The following is a 19,037-nucleotide window of genomic DNA, read 5'->3' as shown; positions in this document are numbered from 1 at the left end:
GGATCGATTAAAGAACAATGGTCCATATATAACGAACATGGTTCTCTAATTTAAGACCTTTGTTCTTTCGAACCCCGTTTGGAACATGCCTCTAATAAAATTGCGTCAAACAGGCTCGCTATTAGCGACCCAATTCTCTAATCCGCTGACTCTGCCTACTTGCAAACACCCCGCAGGGTGATTTTGTTCTTATTGCCAGAAAGTATATGTTTCATGAGAGGACTGAAGGGATACTCCTTTCTAATGTCTGTTAACGACATAAATCTAATCTACAGCGGTAGTGTGTTTATCATCGTTATAGCGGCGAGGTGAATGAAATCGTATCTATAACTATATGTTTCACTTTTCCAGACGAGAAGATGGCGGACTGACAATGAAAAGTTCGTTTCCAAACGTACGGCTTTAGGCAATAAACCTGGTCATCGGCCAGGTTTATTTAAATCAACGAAGTTTAGTTCATAGTTCGGCACGGATCGCAGAAAAGTAGATTTTTTATAAAAAGTAGTAGATTTCCTAAAAAGACGCCGCTTGAAATCCCCTCTATACTCAAATTACACCTGATGCATCCGCTGAACGGATGTATCAGTCAAGCACAGACGTGAGAGGGGTAGTTGTATTTGAAAAGGATTGTAACCGTATTCATGTTGTTGGCCATGGTCATTGCTATTGCAGCTTGCGGCAACAATGGAGGCAGCCAGACCACCGATGCGAAAGCGACTTCAGCGCCGGAAGCAACGACAGCGGCAGCTGCTGCGGAGTCGAAGGCTCCGGCTAAAGCGGAAGGCAAAGTGGGCATCTCCATGCCGACCAAATCATCCGAACGCTGGGTGAGCGACGGCGCCAACATGGTGAAGGAATTCGAAAAGCTTGGCTACAAAACGGACCTTCAGTACGCGGAGGACGTTGTTGAGAATCAAGTCTCGCAAATCGAGAATATGATCACCAAAGGCGTGAATATCCTCGTTATTGCGCCGATTAACGGCGAGTCTCTTACGGATGTTCTGAAAAAAGCAAACGACGCGAAAATCAAAGTCATCGCTTACGACCGGTTGATTAAAAAGAGCGAATTCGTCAGCTATTACGCGACTTTCGATAACTTCAAGGTCGGTGTGCTGCAAGCTTCCTACATTGAGCAAAAGCTCGGCCTGAAAGATGGCAAAGGCCCATTTAATATCGAGCTGTTCGCTGGTTCTCCTGACGACAACAATGCATTCTTCTTCTTCGATGGCGCAATGTCCGTCCTGAAGCCTTACATCGATAGCGGCAAACTTGTCGTACGCAGTAAGCAAACGACGATGGAGCAAATTGCGACATTGAGATGGGATGGAGCCGTTGCACATGACAGAATGGATAACCTGCTGAGTAAAAACTACTCGTCCGAAAAAGTAAATGCTGTTCTGTCTCCATACGACGGTATCAGCATCGGCATCATCTCCTCTCTGAAAGCAGTGGGCTACGGAAGCGGGGATAAGCCAATGCCGATTATTTCCGGCCAAGACGCAGAGCTTGCTTCTGTGAAATCGATCATTGCCGGCGAGCAGACGCAAACGGTTTTCAAAGATACACGTGAGCTGGCGAAGAAAGCGGTAGCCATGGCAGATGCACTCCTGAAAGGTCAGGAAGCGGAAGTAAATGACAAAAAAACCTACAACAACGGTGTGAAAATCGTGCCTGCTTACTTGCTGGAGCCGGTTTCCGTCGATAAATCCAATTATGATTCCGTACTAGTAGGCAGCGGCTACTACAAAAAAGAGCAGCTTCAAAAATAAGATATTCCTGCCTGAAAATGATGCGCGGTGGCGGCCTTCGGCTGCCACTGCTTTCATCAATCCCCTGATCGTTTTCGAGCGAATTTTATTCAGAGAAAGTCTGGTGAAACACAGATGAGCGTATCGGATGCTATTTTGGAGATGAAGAACATTACTAAGGAATTCCCGGGCGTTAAAGCGCTTGAGAATGTCAATTTGAAGGTGAAGCACGGAGAAATCCATGCGCTGCTTGGCGAAAATGGCGCAGGCAAATCAACATTGATGAAGGTGCTCAGCGGTGTTTATCCATATGGATCCTACGATGGCGATATTGTATTCGATGGTCAAATCGTGGCGTGCAAGGACATTAAACAAAGCGAACAATTAGGGATTGTTATTATACATCAAGAGCTGGCGCTGATTCCCTATTTATCTATAGCGGAAAATATTTTTCTGGGCAACGAACAAGCGAGTAAAGGGATCATCAATTGGAACGAAACGATTGTAAAAACACGCGAGCTGCTTGGCAAAGTAGGCCTTAGCGAGCCGCCCAATACGCTGATTTCGGAGATCGGCGTAGGTAAGCAGCAGCTCGTTGAAATCGCCAAAGCGCTTTCGAAGCGAGTGAAGCTGCTCATCCTTGATGAGCCTACGGCTGCACTTAACGAAGAGGACAGCGACAATCTGCTGAACCTGCTGCTCGAATTCAAGAAACAGGGCATCGCTTCGATTCTCATCTCTCATAAGCTGAATGAAATCTCGAAAGTAGCTGATTCTATCACGATTTTGCGGGATGGAAAGACGATCGAGACACTGGATGCAAGAAGCAGTGAGGTCACGGAGGATCGGATCATTAAAGGGATGGTGGGTCGTGATCTGACGCACCGCTACCCGTTGCGTGAGCCCCAAATCGGCGAGCCTTTTTTTGAAGTGAAGGGTTGGAATGTGTACCACCCTAACCAGGCTGAGCGCAAGGTGATCGATAACATCGATCTTCATATCCGCCGTGGTGAAATCGTAGGGATTGCCGGCTTGATGGGAGCGGGACGCACAGAGCTGGCGATGAGCATTTTCGGCAAGTCATACGGCAAGAAAATTAACGGGCACATTTACAAAAACGGCAAGGAAATCGACGTGAACACGATCAATCAAGCAATTGATAACGGGATTGCCTATGTCACGGAAGATCGCAAAAATTACGGATTAATATTAATTGACGATATTAAACGAAATATCTCGCTTGCCAGTTTAAAGAAGCTGACCAAAGGCTGGGTCGTTAACGAAAATCAGGAAGTTCTCGAAGCGGAGAAGTTCCGGAAGATGATGAAGATCAAGACGCCGAGCATTCAGCAAAAAACAGTGAATCTAAGCGGCGGCAACCAACAAAAGGTCGTGCTTAGCAAGTGGATTCTAGCGGAGCCGGACCTGCTCATCCTTGACGAGCCGACGCGCGGGATTGATGTAGGGGCCAAATACGAGATTTACACGATCATTAACCAACTGGCGATGGAGGGAAAAGGGATCTTGCTCATTTCCTCCGAGCTTCCTGAGATTCTTGGGATGTGCGACCGCATTTATGTGATGTGCGAGGGCCGGATGACGGGCGAAGTGCTTAAAGAAGAGGCGACGCAGGAAAAGTTGATGCGTTATATGACAAAAGCAGGGGGAAAAACGCATGCAAACGCTAGCGAAACTGTTTAAAAGCAACATCAGGCAGTACGGCATGATACTAGCCTTAATATTGATAACGTTGTTATTCCAAATACTTACAGACGGAATTTTGTTAAAATCTTTAAATGTGACGAACTTGATTTTGCAAAATAGCTACATCCTGGTGCTGGCGATCGGCATGCTGCTCGTCATCATTACTGGAAATATCGATTTATCCGTAGGCTCCGTGGCCGCCTTTGTAGGTGCCGTATCGGCGATTATGATGGTGGATATGAAAATGCCATTCATCCTGGCGTTCGTGATTTCGTTGCTCGTTGGTGCGGTAATTGGCGCTTGGCAAGGATTCTGGGTGGCCTATGTGAAAATCCCATCGTTCATCGTAACGCTTGCAGGCATGCTGTTGTTCCGCGGATTGACGATGATTGTGTTGAAAGGTCAGACCATCGCACCGTTTCCGAAAGTTTTCCAAAAAATAAGCTCAGGCTTTCTGCCGGATCTGCCTGGCGGCAGTAAGCTGCATATGTTGACTATCATCCTTGGTATCGTGCTTTCGCTGCTGTTTGTGTGGAAGGAATGGAAAGATAGACAGACACAGAAGAAGTACGATTTTGAAGTGATGCCAGGCGGTTTGTTTGCTGCCAAGCTCATTGCGATTGCAGCGATCATCAATGTGTTCACGTATGTGCTCGCGACTTATGAAGGCATTCCGAACATTCTTATCTTGTTGTTTGTCCTCGTCGTTATTTACACATTTGTAATGAACCGAACGGTGATGGGACGACATATCTACGCGCTTGGCGGCAGCGAGAAAGCTGCCAAGCTCTCTGGGGTGAAAACGAAGCATGTTACCTTCTGGGTATTCGTCAATATGGGTGCATTAGCTGCACTATCCGGGCTTGTGTTTGCTGCAAGGCTGAATGCGGCAACGCCGAAAGCAGGCGTTAACTTCGAGCTGGACGCCATTGCGGCATGCTTCATCGGCGGCGCCTCTGCAACCGGAGGCATCGGTACCGTCATCGGCGCGATGATCGGCGGGCTCGTCATGGGCGTCATGAATAACGGGATGTCGCTCGTTGGGCTCGGCATCGACTGGCAGCAAGGCATCAAAGGTCTCGTTCTACTGTTTGCCGTTGGCTTCGACATCTACAACAAATCCAAAACAAGCTAAGTCCACTTTGATAACGGAGTAATTCAGGCTGTGACTCGACATCGAATCTTGAACGAATTCCGGTACTCTCGTAGCAAACCTCTACGCTAAGTTCCTCCTTCTCCGGAATTCGTCCAACCTTCTCTGTTCTGAAAGCGGACTTTTAAAGTCACCCTTTATGGGTGATTTTGTCGCATCCGAGCGGCGTTCGATTTGCTATAATTGGAGCATAGACGCATCACGAACAAGGTGGGAGATAAATTGAAGAGGCTTTTGATGATCTATGCCGTTTTAATCGCGACTTTTTTACTATTTATTTATGTTTACGCTTTCAGCGACGCTTCCAAACGTTCTGACAGTGCTTCAGCGGGCGGACTTCACGGAGATATTGGAGAAAAATATGTCATGGTCGATTTTCAGTCCGGCATCGACTACTGGAAAAGCTGCCTCAAAGGTTTTGAAGATGCGGCTAACATGTTAAATGTATCCGTCGAGTATCGGGGTGCTACCCAGTACGATGCCAACGAGGAGCGAACTGTACTTGAACAAGTGATCGCAAAAAAGCCAGCGGGCATTGCAGTGTCGGCCATCAATCCGGATGCGCTGGTCGCATCGATCAATAAGGCCGTAGAAGCGGGTATTCCGATTGTGCTTTTTGACTCGGGGGCTCCGAAGTCTAAAGCTTACTCGTTCCTAGGAACCGATAATTACAATGCCGGCGTGAAAGCAGCGCAGCAGTTAAGCGAGCTTACGGGAGGTTCAGGCCAAGCAGCAGTGATCACATTGCCCGGACAATTAAACCACCAAGAACGTACGAGAGGCTTCCAGGATACGATTCGTACCCAGTACCCGAACATGCAGGTCATTGCTGTAGAAGATGGCAAAGGGGATCAATTGGCATCCGAGCGAGCGGCAAAGAAATTGCTTGCGGACTACCCCAATCTGATTGGTATTTTTGCAACAGAAGCGAACGGAGGTGTCGGCGTAGGTACAGCTGTGAGAAATGTGAGCCGTTCGAAACAGGTGAAAATCATTAGTTTTGATACCGATAAGGGTACATTGGATATGGTCAAAAGCGGGGTTATTTCCGCAACGCTTGCGCAAGGGACCTGGAATATGGGCTATTGGTCGCTCATGCAGCTTTTTCACCTCAAACATGAATTCGTTCAGCCGTTGGCTGATTGGAAGCATTCCGGAATTCCTCTGGTGCCTCCGTCCGTTGATACGGGAATTACTGTTGTGACGCAGCAGAATGTGGATAATTATTATGCGAAATAACGGATGGCATCACCGTTTCATCAGTCGGCTGCACCGTCTTCGCTGGTTTGAATTGAACAACTGGCCGATTCGAGCTAAGCTCATCTTGCACTTCCTGCTGATCAGCTTGCTGCCGGCCATCTTCCTTGGGATTCTCATTGCCTGGGCGACAGACAACATCATCGAGAAACAGGTCAACGACCATACCTCGCAATTGATCGGCAATGTGAATAAATCGTTGGAGTTCTACGCAAGCAACTTACAGAACATGACTTATTTTATTTCATTTAATCCTCAAATAAAGCGCTTTCTATCCGAAGATATCCAACAACCGGAATCGGAAATGTATGATATGCGGAAGTTTTTACAGGGATTTACGACCTTGTATTCGGAAGTCGCCGGTATTATGGTGGTCAACGCCAAGGGGGAATACTTGAGCAATGAAATGTATGCAAGATCGAGCAGAAGCCTGACGGAAGAAAGCTGGTACAAGGAAGCCGTAGAGGAGAGAGGGATTTTCAAACTGATTGGCCACCCTTCCGGTCGCAATGTTACGACGCATGTGAATTATAAGGACGAGGACATCGTATCTGTCGTTCGCGCGATTGTGGATCCGGAGACGCAGGCGGTCCAAGGTGTGGTGCTGATCGACCTCAAATTGCGTATCATAGCGGAAACGGTTAAAGACGTTAGGCTTGGCAAGTCCGGCTATTTGACCGTTATCGACGATCAAGGGGATAGCATCTATACACCCCAGCATCCCATCGTAAGCAAAATGGATCTGAAATGGATTGAGGAGAACCCTACAGGCGTGTTTTCTAAAGTGATTGACGGCAAGCGAGTGCAGTTTATTTTCCGCAAGTCGCCTTTTACGAATTGGACGACAGTCGGCGTTTTCTCAACCAAAGATACGGTTATGGAAGTTCGGGAAATCAGGTTGTATATCATTTCTTTTATATTCGTCGTCTGTTTGCTAGGGATTGCTGCATCAAGTTACTTATCCTATACGATATCGAAGCCGATTTGGCAATTGATGTCGTTCATGCGGCGGGCGGAAGATGGGAATTTATCCATTCGCTTCAAGGATGAGCGTCAGGATGAAGTAGGGATGTTGGGACGCAGCTTTAATGCGATGCTGCTGCAAGTGACGAAGCTGATCGGTTTGGTGGAAGAGGAGCAAAGAAAGAAGCGGGAAGCCGAGCTGCGCAGTCTGCAGGCGCATATCAAACCGCACTTTCTGTACAACACCCTGGATACGATTCAGTGGCTGTCGCGTAAAAGCGGAGCTAATGAGGTGACCGATGTGGTGGATGCGCTCTCCCGACTGTTCCGAATTGGGCTTAGTAAAGGCAACGAGATTATCCCGATCGTAGAAGAGATTGCCCATATTCAGAGCTATCTGACGATCCAAAAGACAAGGTATCGAGACAAGCTCAATTACAGACTGGACGTTGACCCCAAGCTACAGGGAATGTCTGTGATTAAAGTCATTTTACAACCCATTGTCGAAAATGCCATCTATCACGGAATTAAGGAACGGCGCGGCCCGGGGCGCATAGATATTCGCGCATTTCTGGACGAAGAACGTGTAGTAATCGAAATTGCCGACGATGGGGCAGGCATGCCGCCGGAGACGCTTGCCTTGCTGAGGCAGTCGCTTGCCGCTGCCACAACGAGAAAGAAACATGGCGAAGAAGGATCTTCCGTGGAAGGCTATGGATTGATGAATGTCCAAGAGCGGATTCAACTGACTTATGGAGAAGCTTACGGCGTAAATATGACCAGTGATCTTAAGCAGGGCACGAAAGTAACGATTATTCATCCGGTTATTCGAGGAAGAGAGGCGGGATAGCATGGAGCGAGTTTGGAAAGTACTGATCGCGGACGACGAGCCAAACATTCGCGAGGGCATCAGAGACTGTGTCGACTGGCCGCGCCTAGGACTTACGGTTGCGGCGGAGGCAGAGGACGGAGAAGAAGCGCTGGATCTTGCGATCCGGCATGATGTTCGGATCATGCTTGTTGATTTGAATATGCCGATCATGAACGGCCTGACTTTGATTGGTCATATTAGGGAGCGGTTACCTGCATGCAAGTTTATCATCATAACAGGGCACGATGAATTCAACTATGCGCAGGAAGCGATTCGTTTGGGTGTGGACGAGTACATCCTGAAGCCGGTTAGTCCGCCGCAGCTTCATTCGGTATTGGAAAAAGTCGTGAAACAATTGGATGTAACAGCTAAGAATGAGGAGCATTTCCTTATGGCCTCCAAGCAAATTGAACGAAATTTCTCCTTACTTAGGGAGCGCTTTTGTCTCGAGTGGATGGAAGGCGAACTGAGCAAAGGGGAGATCATGGAGCAGCTTTCCTTCCTGAACATGCCGGTAAGAGTACCCGTACAGGTCGGTATTGTTCGATGGCCCAGTCCCTCCAGGGGGAAAGAACTACTCTCCGAGAAAGATCGCCAATTGTATTTGTTCGCAATGGAAAACATCATTGATGAAATTTTATCGTCATACGCGTTCGTGAAATTCAGGGATCATATGGGGATGCTTGTGATTCTGTTGTGGGACACGGTGCCTGACAGCGTGGTTCAATCGGTGGATCAAGCCATTCTTATGTATTTGAAAATTACTACCGTATCGGCCTTTCTGCCTGCGACCGGCAGTGTGGAAAACATTGCTTCTATTTATCTGCAAGCAAAGACGGAGGTCTATAACGAAATACGCCTGTCGCCATTCGTTCGTACAGCTAAGGAAATGATTGCCAAACAGTTTCACGATCAGGATCTTAATCTTGAAAGTGTCGCAGGCGACCTAAAGGTATCTCCCGTTTATTTAAGCCGTGTATTTAAGCAGGAAATAGGGATTTCCTTTGTCAGCTTGCTCACCCAAATACGCATCAAACATGCGATCCGCCTGCTCACATCCACCGATCTGCCAATGGTGGAAATCGCAGCTCAAGTCGGGTACGACTCGCAGCATTACTTTAGCACTGCATTTAAGAAGGTCGTTGGCTTGCCGCCGAATCAGTATCGCAAAGAAGGAGCTGGCAGTTAACTAAACGGGCAAGCAACGTATATTTAATTCGATAAGCCTCCTTTTCGACAGGGAGGACGTGTGGCTTACCTTTCTTAGCGAGTTCGACCGTATGGTGAGACCGTCAGGGAAGATCGCGGCCATTGATTAAGTCCTGACTTCGTTTTCAAAGATGCAAAAAGACCGTTTTTAGCCAGTGAGATGGCTTTAAACGGTCTTTATGTTGTTTGTCACGGAAGATCCAGACGGTTATTCTTTGTCTGCAGTTTTTTATTGCGTTTTTATGACCTTTCAGTGGAAGGGGGGCAGGAAGACGAACGCTCGATGAACCTTGTATCCACCCGAATCTTTGCTTTCGCCGACTCGCCGAGTTCAATGGATTCTACTAGCAGATCAACGGCCCACTGTGCCATTCTTTTTTTCTCTACATGAACGGTAGTCAGTTCAGGGGAGATGATGAGCGATTCCGAGATATTGTCGAAGCCAACTACGGACACTTCATCCGGAATACGGACCCCTAACTCGGTTAATGCCTTTACAGCGCTGATCGCGATATAATCGCATTCGCAAAAGAGAGCCGTGGGCAAGCGCCGGCTGCCATTGTTCAAAAGCGGCATAAACTGCGATTTCAGATCATCCTGGGAAAGCATGGTAGGCGCTACGGAGAAATAATGGCTTGCCGGAACATCCAAGCCGTTCGCTCGAAGAGCTGTGAGGAAGCCTTCTTTACGTTCGTCGAAATTATGAATTCTTACGTTAGAGGCGATATAGCCGATATCCCGGTGCCACAATTCACAAAGATGACTTCCCGCTTGATACGCCCCCATGAAATTGTTAATGCCTACAAAATGAACGGGCAGCGTCTCAAAACTCGTATCCAGCACGATGAGATGCGACCCAAGTCTACTTGCAATATCCCCGATCTCGCTTTGATTTAAGTTCGTTCCAAGAAGGATAACCCCATCACTCAGTCTATCTTCGGCAACGGCGCGAATATCCCGCTCGAAAAATTCCAGATCTACCGTTGAAAATCGCAGGGAGTAGCCCTTGGAGCGGCAGCGGTCTTCAATATAATGGATCAGCTCGCGAAAAAAAGGCTGCTCGTAATACTGCTCATGCACGATTCCGGAATTCGTAAAAACGAGGAAGGTCAGTGATTTTGTAATGCTATCAGAAGTCGGAGCTTTCGTTTTGGGCAAATAGTCGTTTTCTTTGGCGATCTGAAGAATACGTTCGCGTGTCTCCGGGCTAATCCCGGACTTGCCGCTTAAAGCGAGCGAAACGGCTGCTTTCGATACGCCAGCCAATTTCGCAATGTCTTCCATTTTCATAGGTGGATGAACCCCAATCTTAGCAATTAGTTTGTTTAGTTAAGTTTAGTTTATTATTTCATGAAGAATTTATCAATAGAAGAAGGTTGTTAATCTATAATTTAGCTAAAATACACTTAAAAATCAACTAAACTACTCATTGACGACTAAAATTTGTCATGTTAACATGAGTTTATCATAAATTTTATGAACACTGTTAATTTAAAATTTAGTTTTATTTTAGTTTTGTTAAGTTATTTCGGAAGATGAATCTAACCCATGGAGGAACAGTAGATGAAAAAATTAAAACTCGGTTACGCGCCAACACGCAGATTCGTGTTTAGCGCTGAAGATGCTTTTAAGTACAAAGTCATGATTAAGGAGAAAATCGAAAACTTCGGGCTGGACATCGATATCGTGGACCTTGAGGGCATTAATTCCGAGGGGTTGTTGTATGACGACAATATTAACGCTGACCTGATTATCGACCGTTTCAAGCAGGAGCAAGTAGACGCGGTTTTCTTCCCGCATTGTAATTTCGGAACGGAAGACACCGTGGCCCGGGTGGGCAAGGCATTAAGCAAGCCGGTACTGCTATGGGGGCCGCGTGACGAGGCGCCGCTTGAGGACGGCATGCGTCTTCGCGACACGCAATGCGGCCTGTTCGCTACGGGGAAGGTGCTTCGGCGGTTTAACGTGCCTTTTACCTATGTGACCAACAGCCGGGTGAATGATCCGGTTTTCGAGCGCGGTTTCACGAATTTTGTCGCAGCGGCCAATGTGGTTCGGCAGTTCCGCAATCTGCGGATTCTTCAAATCGGGCCGCGTCCGTCCTCATTCTGGACGATGATGTGCAATGAGGGCGAGTTGCTTGAGCGATTTGGCATCGAGCTTTTTCCAATTACGCTGGTTGACATTCAGCTGGCATCGAAAAAAATCGAGAAGGCGAATGGCTCTGAGCTGCAGGAAGCGGTTGATTACATTAAAGCGAAGCTTGATTATTCGGAAGTAACGGATGACGACATCAAGCGAATTGCAGCCTTGAAAGTAGCAATGAGACAATATGCCCGCAACACGGGTAGCACGGCGATTGCCATTCAATGCTGGTCCTCTTTGCAGGATGCCATGGGCATCATGCCTTGCCTCGCGAACGCGATCCTCACGGATGAGCAAATTCCGGTCACGTGCGAAACGGATATTCATGGTGCCATTACGTCGGTCATGGTGCAGGCTGCCGCGATGAATACGGCGCCAACGTTCTTCGCAGACTTGACGGTCCGTCATCCGGAAAATCCGAACGGCGAGCTGCTCTTCCACTGCGGAAACTTTCCGGTGTCCCTGTCGGTCGAGGAGAAGCCGAAGCTGCGGAAGCACTTTTTGTTCGACAGTCATGCACCGGGAACGCATGAAGGGGAAATCAAGGGCGGCGATATGACATTGGCCCGTTTTGACGGCGACCATGGCGAATACCAGTTGTTCCTTGGGAAAGCGCGCGGCATTCAAGGTCCATATACCCGCGGATCTTACGTATGGGTGGAAGTGAACGATTGGCCGTTATGGGAAGAGAAGCTTGTGAAGGGGCCGTACGTGCACCATTCCGTAGGCATTCATGCCAACGTCATCCCGGCATTATATGAGGCCTGCAGTTACATTCCGGGACTGACGCCAGATCCGGTAGATCCGACGGTGCAGGAAATTCAGGCCTGGCTGCGCGGCACTGGCTTATAACGGAGGGGGAGACACATGAATAACACGGAATTGAAAGCAAAAGCGACCCAGATTCGCATGAACCTGCTGAAAATGATTCATGGCGCCAAAACGGGTCATACGGGTGGCTCGCTCAGTAATACGGACATTTTAACGGCACTCTATTACCGGATTATGAAGATCGACTCGTCCCAACCCAAATGGGAAGATCGTGACCGCTTCATTGCAAGTAAAGGACATTCCGTCGAATCGCTGTGGTGCATCCTGGCCGATCTCGGATACTTTCCGAAGGAAGAGCTGGAGACATTCAGTCGCTTCGGCACCCGATTGATCGGCCATCCGAATAATAAAGTGCCCGGCATCGAGATGAATACCGGCGCGCTCGGACACGGTTTGGCGATTTCCGTCGGGATGGCGATGGCCGCAAAGCGGAGCGGGAAAAGCTACCGCGTATTCTGTTTGATGGGAGATGGGGAGCAGGCGGAAGGCTCGGTTTGGGAAGCGGCGATGGCAGGAGCTCATTATAAGCTCGATAATCTCGTCGGGATTATCGACCGGAATCGGCTGCAAATCAGCGGATCGACCGAAGAGGTAATGGGATTGGAGCCGCTGGAAGAGAAGTGGGCTGCTTTCGGATGGCACGTAGTCTCCATCGACGGCAACGATATGAGTGCGCTCGTCGAAACATTTGAAGCTGCTCCTGCAGTTACGGGTAAGCCGACGTTGGTCATGGCCAATACAGTGAAGGGCAAAGGTATCTCTTTTGCCGAGAACGTACCGCATTGGCATCATCATGTGCCTAACGACGCGGAGCTTGAGAAGGCGCTGGCGGAACTTGCTGCAGGACTTGAGATGTTGAAACTGGAAGGGCAGGTGCAATGACGTCATGAATACGATTCCTAACCGTCAAGTTATATGCGAGACGCTGCTGCAGCTCGCAGCTGAAGATAAAGAGATCATGGTGCTGGCGAGCGACTCCCGCGGATCGGCCGCGATGGCGCCGTTCGCTAAGGCGTACCCGGATCAATTCGTAGAAGTGGGTATCGCCGAGCAAAATATCGTCGGTATCTCCGCAGGCCTGGCGCATAGCGGCAAAAAGCCGTTCGTGACGTCGCCTGCATGCTTCCTGAGCATGCGCAGCATCGAGCAAATCAAGGTTGACGTCGCTTATTCCGGCACGAATGTGAAGCTTATCGGCATTAGTGGCGGCGTCAGCTACGGCGCGCTTGGCATGTCTCATCATTCGGTGCAGGATCTGGCCGTCGCCCGCGCTATTCCCGGCTTGGCCGTAGTTCTGCCTGCGGACCGATTCGAGACGAAACGGATGACAGAAGCGTTGGTGAAGCACGAAGGCGGCGTCTATGTACGGATCGGACGAAATGCCGTCGAAGATGTGTATGAGAGTGAGGACTATGAGTTTGTCCTTGGTAAAGCAGTAACGATGCGTGAGGGTACGGAACTTACCATCATCGCTGCAGGAGAAACGGTTCGGATCGCGCTGGATGCGGAAGCGGCTTTGAAGCAGGCGGGCGTTTCATGCCGTGTGCTGAATATGCACACGATCAAACCGCTCGATGAAGAAGCCGTTATTCGCGCGGCGCGGGAAACCGGCCATATCATCACGGTAGAGGAACATAGCGTACTGGGCGGACTCGGTGCTGCCATTGCCGAAGTCGTCGTTCAGCATCAACCTGTGCCGATGCGCATTCTGGGGATACCCGATGAGCCTGCCATCGCAGGTAAGACGTCAGAAGTGTTCGCGCACTACGGTCTAACCGCGGACAATATCAAAAAGCTTGCGCTAGAAATGCTTCGCGACTAGGAGCACGCCGATGACGAATCGTTACATCTTAACAGTAGATCAGAGTACCTCGGGAACGAAGGCGATCCTGGTCGATCAAAGTGGCCGCATTGTTGCGCGAAGCTCAGCTGAGCACCGGCAGTATTATCCGCAGCCCGGCTGGGTGGAGCACGATCCCTTGGAGATATATAATAACGTAAAGAGAACCGTCAAGCAGGTGTTGGAGAACGCGGGAATCAAGCCGGATCGAATCGCTGCTTTGACCATCACGAATCAGCGGGAAACGGCGGTCATGTGGGACCGGACGACGGGTCTGCCGGTTTATCCGGCGATCGTCTGGCAGTGCCAGCGGACGGCAGATCTATGCACCGCGTTGAAAACGGCGGGGTATGAAGGCGAGGTCCGTACCCGTACCGGCCTTTTGCTGGATCCCTATTTTTCCGCAGCCAAGTGGGCATGGATGCTAAGTCATGTAGACGGCGCTCGAGAAAAATTGGCGGAAGGCAAGCTGCTGGCGGGAACGATCGAGTGTTGGCTGCTGTGGAAGTTGACGGGAGGCAAGGCGCATGCCACCGATTATACGAATGCGAGCCGGACGTCACTTTACAACATTCATTCGCTGGAGTGGGATGAGGAGATGTGCGAGCTGTTCCAAGTCCCGTCAACACTGCTGCCCGAGGTGAAATCGTCCGACGCTGTGTTCGGCTACACGGAAGATCCGGAGCTATTCGACTCGCAAGTGCCAATTTGCGGCGTGATCGGCGACTCGCAGGCCGCTCTCTACGGCAATCAGTGCTTTCGTCCGGGTATGGCCAAAGCGACCTACGGCACAGGCACCTCACTGCTGATGAATGTGGGAGAGAAGCATGAAGAGGCAGGAAACGGACTCGTCACGGCGATAGCTTGGGGCATGGATGGAAAAATCACCTATGCACTGGAAGCCGTCATCCGCACGTCGGGAGACAGCATCAAATGGGTACGAGACCAATTAGGCTTGTTCCGTACCTTTGAAGAGATGGAACAACTGCTGGCTGAGACGCCATCAAGTGATGGCGTGTATTTGGTGCCCGCCTTTGTCGGCCTCGGCGTGCCTTACTGGGATCCTTACGCCAGAGCAGCGATCACGGGCATGAACCGCGGAACGGGCAAAGCGCACATTATCCGTGCCGCTCTTGAAAGTATCGCTTATCAAGTGCGCGATGCGGTTGAACTGATGGAGAAGGAATCAGGTCTGCGCCTTGCAGAGCTTCGCACCGACGGCGGGGCCTCTGAGAATCGGAGTCTTATGCAGTTTCAATCGGATCTGTTGGAGCAGAGAGTCGTTAAATCGGATGTCGCCGAGCTTTCCGGCATGGGCTCCGCCTATATGGGAGGCTTAGGTGTCGGATTCTGGTCTTCGCCGGATGAGATTGTGGGGCATGCAAAATCCTATGATGTTTATGAACCTAAGATGGAATTATTTATAAGAGATTCGTTATATTCGGGCTGGAAGCGTGCCGTCGAATCCGTATTAACCAAGAAGCTGTAGGTTCCCCCGTTACGGGGGCAGGTTCGCCTGCGAAAGGGATTATGTTGGAGGAGGAATAGATCGTGGCATTTACCGAACAGACCAAAATCGGCATTATTTGGGCAAACCGAACGGCAAGGTCCGTCTTGCTGAAGCATGTACCGGACCTGGAGAATTCCCCTTATTTATCGTTTATGAAAATGCGTACGCTGCCGCAGCTCGCCGAAGCTAATCAAGCGTATACGTGGACGCCAGAGTTGCTGGACACGATTCTGAAAGAGCTGGCTGAAGTGCCGGATGAACCGATCGAGGTTGTGGAACTTATTCCTGCTGCAGATTATGAGGCGGAATCAATTCCTACGGGCTCGGCCGGCATCGATTTTCCTAAGCAAACGGAGAGATGGGACGTTCACGAGATTACGCTGCACGGGCCGAAGCATGGAAATCCGTTCGTAGACGTATGCCTGGGCGCCGAATTTCAGTTCGAGGACCGGATGGTTGAAGTGCCCGGCTTCTATGACGGAGACGGCATATACCGGATCCGCTTTATGCCGGATGCGGAAGGAGAGTGGACGTTTCGGACTAAGAGCACAGCCCGCTCGCTTAGCGGGATTGAAGGCCGCTTCACAACTGTTGCTCCTTCGCAGGACAATCATGGACCTGTTCGGGTCAGGCATACATTCCATTTCGCCTACGAGGATGGAACGCCCTACATTCCGGTCGGTACGACCTGTTATGTTTGGACGCATCAAGGGGAAGCGCTGGAGGAGCAAACGCTGAACAGCCTGCAAAAATCTCCTTTTAATAAACTGCGCATGTGCGTGTTTCCAAAATCGTACCAGTTTAACGCCAACGAGCCGGAGCTATATCCATATGAAGGATCTTTAGCGGAGGGATGGGATTTCACACGCTTTAATCCGGCATTTTTCCGGCATTTGGAACGGCGAATCGCGGATCTTCAGGATCTCGGCATCGAAGCCGATCTGATTTTGTTCCACGCTTACGATCGCTGGGGCTTCTCGGAAATGAACGCAGCAGCGGACGACCTTTACTTGCGGTACCTCACAGCCCGTCTGGCGGCGTACCGGAACGTATGGTGGTCACTCGCCAATGAATACGATCTCATGTGGGCGAAAACTACGGATGATTGGGAACGCTTCGCGCAAGTGGTCAAAGACAATGATCCATATCGCCATTTGATTTCCATTCATAACTGCTTTGGTTTCTATGATTACAACAGGTCTTGGGTCACACATTGCAGTATTCAACGTATCGATGTGTATAAGACAGCTGAAGCTACGAATGAGTGGCGCGAGCAATGGAAGAAGCCGATCGTGATTGACGAATGCGCTTACGAGGGCAACATTGATATGGGCTGGGGGAACATCACGGGACAGGAAATGACACGACGCTTCTGGGAAGGAGCCATTCGAGGCGGTTATGTTGGACATGGGGAAACCTACATGCACGCGGATGACATCTTATGGTGGTCGAAAGGCGGCGAGCTTTACGGAACAAGTCCGGAGCGGATCGCCTTCCTGCGGAGAATCCTGGAGGAAGGACCGGTGGGCGGCTTGAATCCGCTGAAATCGGAGTGGGATGTACCTTCGGCAGGCATCGCAGATGAATATTATTTGTTTTATTACGGTTTTAATCAACCGAGTTTCAGGAAGTTCAGCATGAAGCCGGGGATCCGGTATAAGTTAGACGTCATCGATACGTGGAATATGGTGATCGACACGCTGGAGGACACTTATGAAGGCGCGTTTCAGGTCGAGCTGCCGGGCCGTCAATATATGGCGGTTCGCCTAACGAGGGCTTGAATGGATTTCCATGATTTAAACTATGATGAGTTCCCGAATGAATCCCATATCACCGAACGGTGGTGTGGGATTTTTGCAGCTTACGCCGTTTTAGCCGGTCTGGATTCGACAAAGACCGACATACGCATATATGCTAAAGTGGTCGAATGTGTAGGGGCGAAAAGTCGAAAACGTTATAGTCGGTCGCTGAAACGAGCCGTATTGTTGGGATAAGGCGCGCGATTCGCACCTTGGCTCCTGCCTCGTCGACAGTCAATGATAAAGGGGAACGACCACATGGTTTGGAATATGCGGCACATCGCTTGGAATTCCATCAGGCTGAAGCTGGTCATCAGCTTTTTGCTCGTGACCGTGCCTTTGCTTGGCCTGTTTATTTTATAACAATTATTATGCCATTTATGTCGTACGTGAGCAGGTGGCGATGTCTAATAAAAATATGATGTCGCTGTACATGAGTCAGATCGATAGCGGATTGGAGGAAGCGGACAAATACTTAAATGCGCTTCTTTCTAACAATTTTGATCTACAGATTATGGACAATCCGCCTTCGGATGATAGCTATATGCTCGCCAAACTGCATGTATCCGACAAGCTCACCTCCGATATCTTGATGTATAAAGTGGATGCCTACTTCGTCTATTCCGTACAAAAGAAAGATTTGCTTGACGTCGGCAAAAGCCAATTGCTGGATCCTGCCGATAAAGAACCCATCCGTTCTTATATCCGGAAGGAGCTGGAAATGGCTTCCTCCGGTGAGGCAGTGAGCAACCAATGGTATGTGAAACAGTTTAACCGGGATTTTTACTTGTTTCGCATGCAAAAAATGGGCTCCACCTACGTAGGCGCTTGGGTGAATATTAAAACATTAATGCTCCCCTTGACGCTGATTCAGTTTGGGGAGAATGGTACATCTCTATTCATTACGGATCAGGGAGAACCCTTGATCGATACGCCTCAAATTGCCGAACATCGATTGGATTTGAGCAGGCCGCTAGAGCGCTATTACTTGACTGGCGAGCATAACGAATTTCTTGTGGTAGGGGAACCTTCACGGAAAGGGCGCTTTAGTCTGGTTGCGCTGATCCCGAATGAAACGATTTTACAAAACCTTCCTTATCTAAATAAAATCGTATTTATTGTTTCTTTTCTAGGCTTGCTGCTTTTGCCCGGCTTCCTGCTTTTCCTTCGGAAAACGCTGCTTATCCCTTTGAAACGGATGGTCGCTGTGATGAGGAGAATCGGGGAAGGCGGCGTGAAGGCGCGGATCGAACCTTACCCGGCATCGGACGAGTTTCAGTTGCTGAATGCAACGTTTAACAACATGATGGCTCAGATCGAAGAGCTGACGATCCATGTTTACGAGGAGCAATTAAACAAGCAGAAAGCGGAGCTTCAATATTTGCAGCTTCAGATCAATCCGCATTTTTTCTTGAATACGTTAAATATTCTTTACAGCTTGGCACTAGTCCAAGATTATGAGCTGATTAAAGAGATAACGCTGCGCTTGGTCCGCCATTTCAGGTATATGTTAAGGAGTAATCTGACGTTTCTTCCGTTAAAAGAAGAGCTTGAGCATGTCCGCAATTATGTTCGGATTCATGAGCTGCGTTTTCAAAAGACGCTGGATTGCCAAATCACTGCGCCCGAATCGCTGGCGCTTGTCCATGTTCCCCCGCTTGTGATTCAGACATTCATCGAGAATGCGATCAAGCACGCGACGCAGATGAACGAACCCTTGTCGTTATCTATAGATATCCAGCTCGAGGAATCTAAGCAAGATCAACATATCCGGATTACGGTCAAGGATACAGGCAAAGGGTTCCCGGAGGACGTGCTTGAAAAGCTTCGAGCCGGCAAGCGGATCGTGGACGAACAGGGCGAGCACATCGGCATTTGGAATGTGTGGCATCGGCTGCGCTTGCTGTATGGAGACCAAGCCAGTCTTGCGTTCGCGAACGCAAGTCCTTCGGGAGCTGTCGTGGAGATGAAGCTACCGCTCGAACCAGACCAATCATCGTAAGGAGG

General features: G+C 49.4%; 13 protein-coding genes. 12 read left to right on the top strand and 1 reads right to left on the bottom strand.

Features of this window, described 5'->3' with window-relative positions; genetic code table 11:
• The first annotated feature begins 617 nt into the window (after nt 1–617).
• From chvE to ACFQZT_RS04735, 6 genes are all read left to right on the top strand, one after another.
• Nucleotides 618–1,769: a multiple monosaccharide ABC transporter substrate-binding protein gene (gene chvE / locus ACFQZT_RS04760; RefSeq protein ID WP_379297062.1), complete on the top strand. Its 1,152-nt coding sequence runs from the start codon at nt 618–620 to the stop codon at nt 1,767–1,769.
• Between the two features lie 114 nt (nt 1,770–1,883).
• On the top strand, nt 1,884–3,449 hold the full coding sequence (gene mmsA / locus ACFQZT_RS04755; RefSeq protein WP_379297060.1) for a multiple monosaccharide ABC transporter ATP-binding protein: 1,566 nt from the start codon (nt 1,884–1,886) through the stop codon (nt 3,447–3,449).
• A complete protein-coding gene (gene mmsB / locus ACFQZT_RS04750; RefSeq protein ID WP_379297058.1) occupies nt 3,424–4,587 on the top strand; it encodes a multiple monosaccharide ABC transporter permease in 1,164 nt (387 codons plus the stop codon). Before mmsA ends, mmsB begins: the two co-directional genes overlap by 26 nt.
• A 240-nt stretch (nt 4,588–4,827) precedes the next feature.
• On the top strand, nt 4,828–5,844 hold the full coding sequence (locus ACFQZT_RS04745; RefSeq protein ID WP_379297056.1) for a substrate-binding domain-containing protein: 1,017 nt from the start codon (nt 4,828–4,830) through the stop codon (nt 5,842–5,844).
• Entirely contained in the window at nt 5,834–7,675 is a 1,842-nt protein-coding gene (locus ACFQZT_RS04740) for a cache domain-containing sensor histidine kinase (protein WP_379297054.1), read from the top strand. The genes ACFQZT_RS04745 and ACFQZT_RS04740 overlap by 11 nt, the downstream gene beginning before the upstream one ends.
• 1 nt (nt 7,676) lies before the next feature.
• Nucleotides 7,677–8,885: a response regulator transcription factor gene (locus ACFQZT_RS04735; RefSeq protein WP_379297052.1), complete on the top strand. Its 1,209-nt coding sequence runs from the start codon at nt 7,677–7,679 to the stop codon at nt 8,883–8,885.
• A gap of 260 nt (nt 8,886–9,145) precedes the next feature.
• On the opposite strand, the gene ACFQZT_RS04730 is transcribed toward ACFQZT_RS04735, so the two are convergent.
• Nucleotides 9,146–10,195, bottom strand: coding sequence for a LacI family DNA-binding transcriptional regulator (locus tag ACFQZT_RS04730; RefSeq protein ID WP_379297050.1), 1,050 nt, complete (start codon nt 10,193–10,195; stop codon nt 9,146–9,148).
• A gap of 273 nt (nt 10,196–10,468) precedes the next feature.
• Here ACFQZT_RS04730 and ACFQZT_RS04725 point away from each other — a divergent pair, with 273 nt between their 5' ends.
• The 6 genes from ACFQZT_RS04725 to ACFQZT_RS04700 all read left to right on the top strand — a co-directional run bounded on the left by ACFQZT_RS04725 (nt 10,469) and on the right by ACFQZT_RS04700 (nt 19,032).
• Entirely contained in the window at nt 10,469–11,902 is a 1,434-nt protein-coding gene (locus tag ACFQZT_RS04725) for an L-fucose/L-arabinose isomerase family protein (protein ID WP_379297048.1), read from the top strand.
• Between the two features lie 15 nt (nt 11,903–11,917).
• Entirely contained in the window at nt 11,918–12,763 is an 846-nt protein-coding gene (locus ACFQZT_RS04720) for a transketolase (RefSeq protein ID WP_379297046.1), read from the top strand.
• Nucleotides 12,764–12,767: 4 nt separating this feature from the next.
• The gene (locus tag ACFQZT_RS04715) at nt 12,768–13,703 is read left to right on the top strand and encodes a transketolase family protein (RefSeq protein ID WP_379297044.1); all 936 of its coding nucleotides are present in this window, start codon (nt 12,768–12,770) and stop codon (nt 13,701–13,703) included.
• Between the two features lie 10 nt (nt 13,704–13,713).
• Nucleotides 13,714–15,210: a glycerol kinase GlpK gene (gene glpK / locus ACFQZT_RS04710; protein ID WP_379297042.1), complete on the top strand. Its 1,497-nt coding sequence runs from the start codon at nt 13,714–13,716 to the stop codon at nt 15,208–15,210.
• A gap of 62 nt (nt 15,211–15,272) precedes the next feature.
• Nucleotides 15,273–17,012, top strand: coding sequence for a DUF5605 domain-containing protein (locus ACFQZT_RS04705; RefSeq protein WP_379297040.1), 1,740 nt, complete (start codon nt 15,273–15,275; stop codon nt 17,010–17,012).
• A 421-nt stretch (nt 17,013–17,433) separates the two neighbouring features.
• Nucleotides 17,434–19,032 (top strand): sensor histidine kinase, encoded by a 1,599-nt coding sequence (locus ACFQZT_RS04700; RefSeq protein WP_379297038.1) that lies wholly within the window; start codon nt 17,434–17,436, stop codon nt 19,030–19,032.
• The last annotated feature ends 5 nt before the right edge of the window (nt 19,033–19,037 follow it).

This window comes from Paenibacillus sp. GCM10027628 (assembly GCF_042676385.1).
In the GTDB taxonomy this organism is placed as follows: Bacteria; Bacillota; Bacilli; order Paenibacillales; family NBRC-103111; genus Paenibacillus_E.
The sequence above is the reverse complement of the archived record's forward strand: the minus strand, read 5'-3'. Positions and strand labels throughout refer to the sequence as shown.

Coding starts and splice junctions, on each gene's coding strand:
- glpK (WP_379297042.1), top strand. CDS start 13,714: ATGACGAATCGTTACATCTTAACAGTAGATCAGAGTACCTCGGGAACG.
- mmsA (WP_379297060.1), top strand. CDS start 1,884: ATGAGCGTATCGGATGCTATTTTGGAGATGAAGAACATTACTAAGGAA.
- ACFQZT_RS04740 (WP_379297054.1), top strand. CDS start 5,834: ATGCGAAATAACGGATGGCATCACCGTTTCATCAGTCGGCTGCACCGT.
- ACFQZT_RS04735 (WP_379297052.1), top strand. CDS start 7,677: ATGGAGCGAGTTTGGAAAGTACTGATCGCGGACGACGAGCCAAACATT.
- ACFQZT_RS04700 (WP_379297038.1), top strand. CDS start 17,434: ATGTCTAATAAAAATATGATGTCGCTGTACATGAGTCAGATCGATAGC.
- mmsB (WP_379297058.1), top strand. CDS start 3,424: ATGCAAACGCTAGCGAAACTGTTTAAAAGCAACATCAGGCAGTACGGC.
- ACFQZT_RS04715 (WP_379297044.1), top strand. CDS start 12,768: ATGAATACGATTCCTAACCGTCAAGTTATATGCGAGACGCTGCTGCAG.
- ACFQZT_RS04720 (WP_379297046.1), top strand. CDS start 11,918: ATGAATAACACGGAATTGAAAGCAAAAGCGACCCAGATTCGCATGAAC.
- ACFQZT_RS04725 (WP_379297048.1), top strand. CDS start 10,469: ATGAAAAAATTAAAACTCGGTTACGCGCCAACACGCAGATTCGTGTTT.
- ACFQZT_RS04730 (WP_379297050.1), bottom strand. CDS start 10,195: ATGAAAATGGAAGACATTGCGAAATTGGCTGGCGTATCGAAAGCAGCC.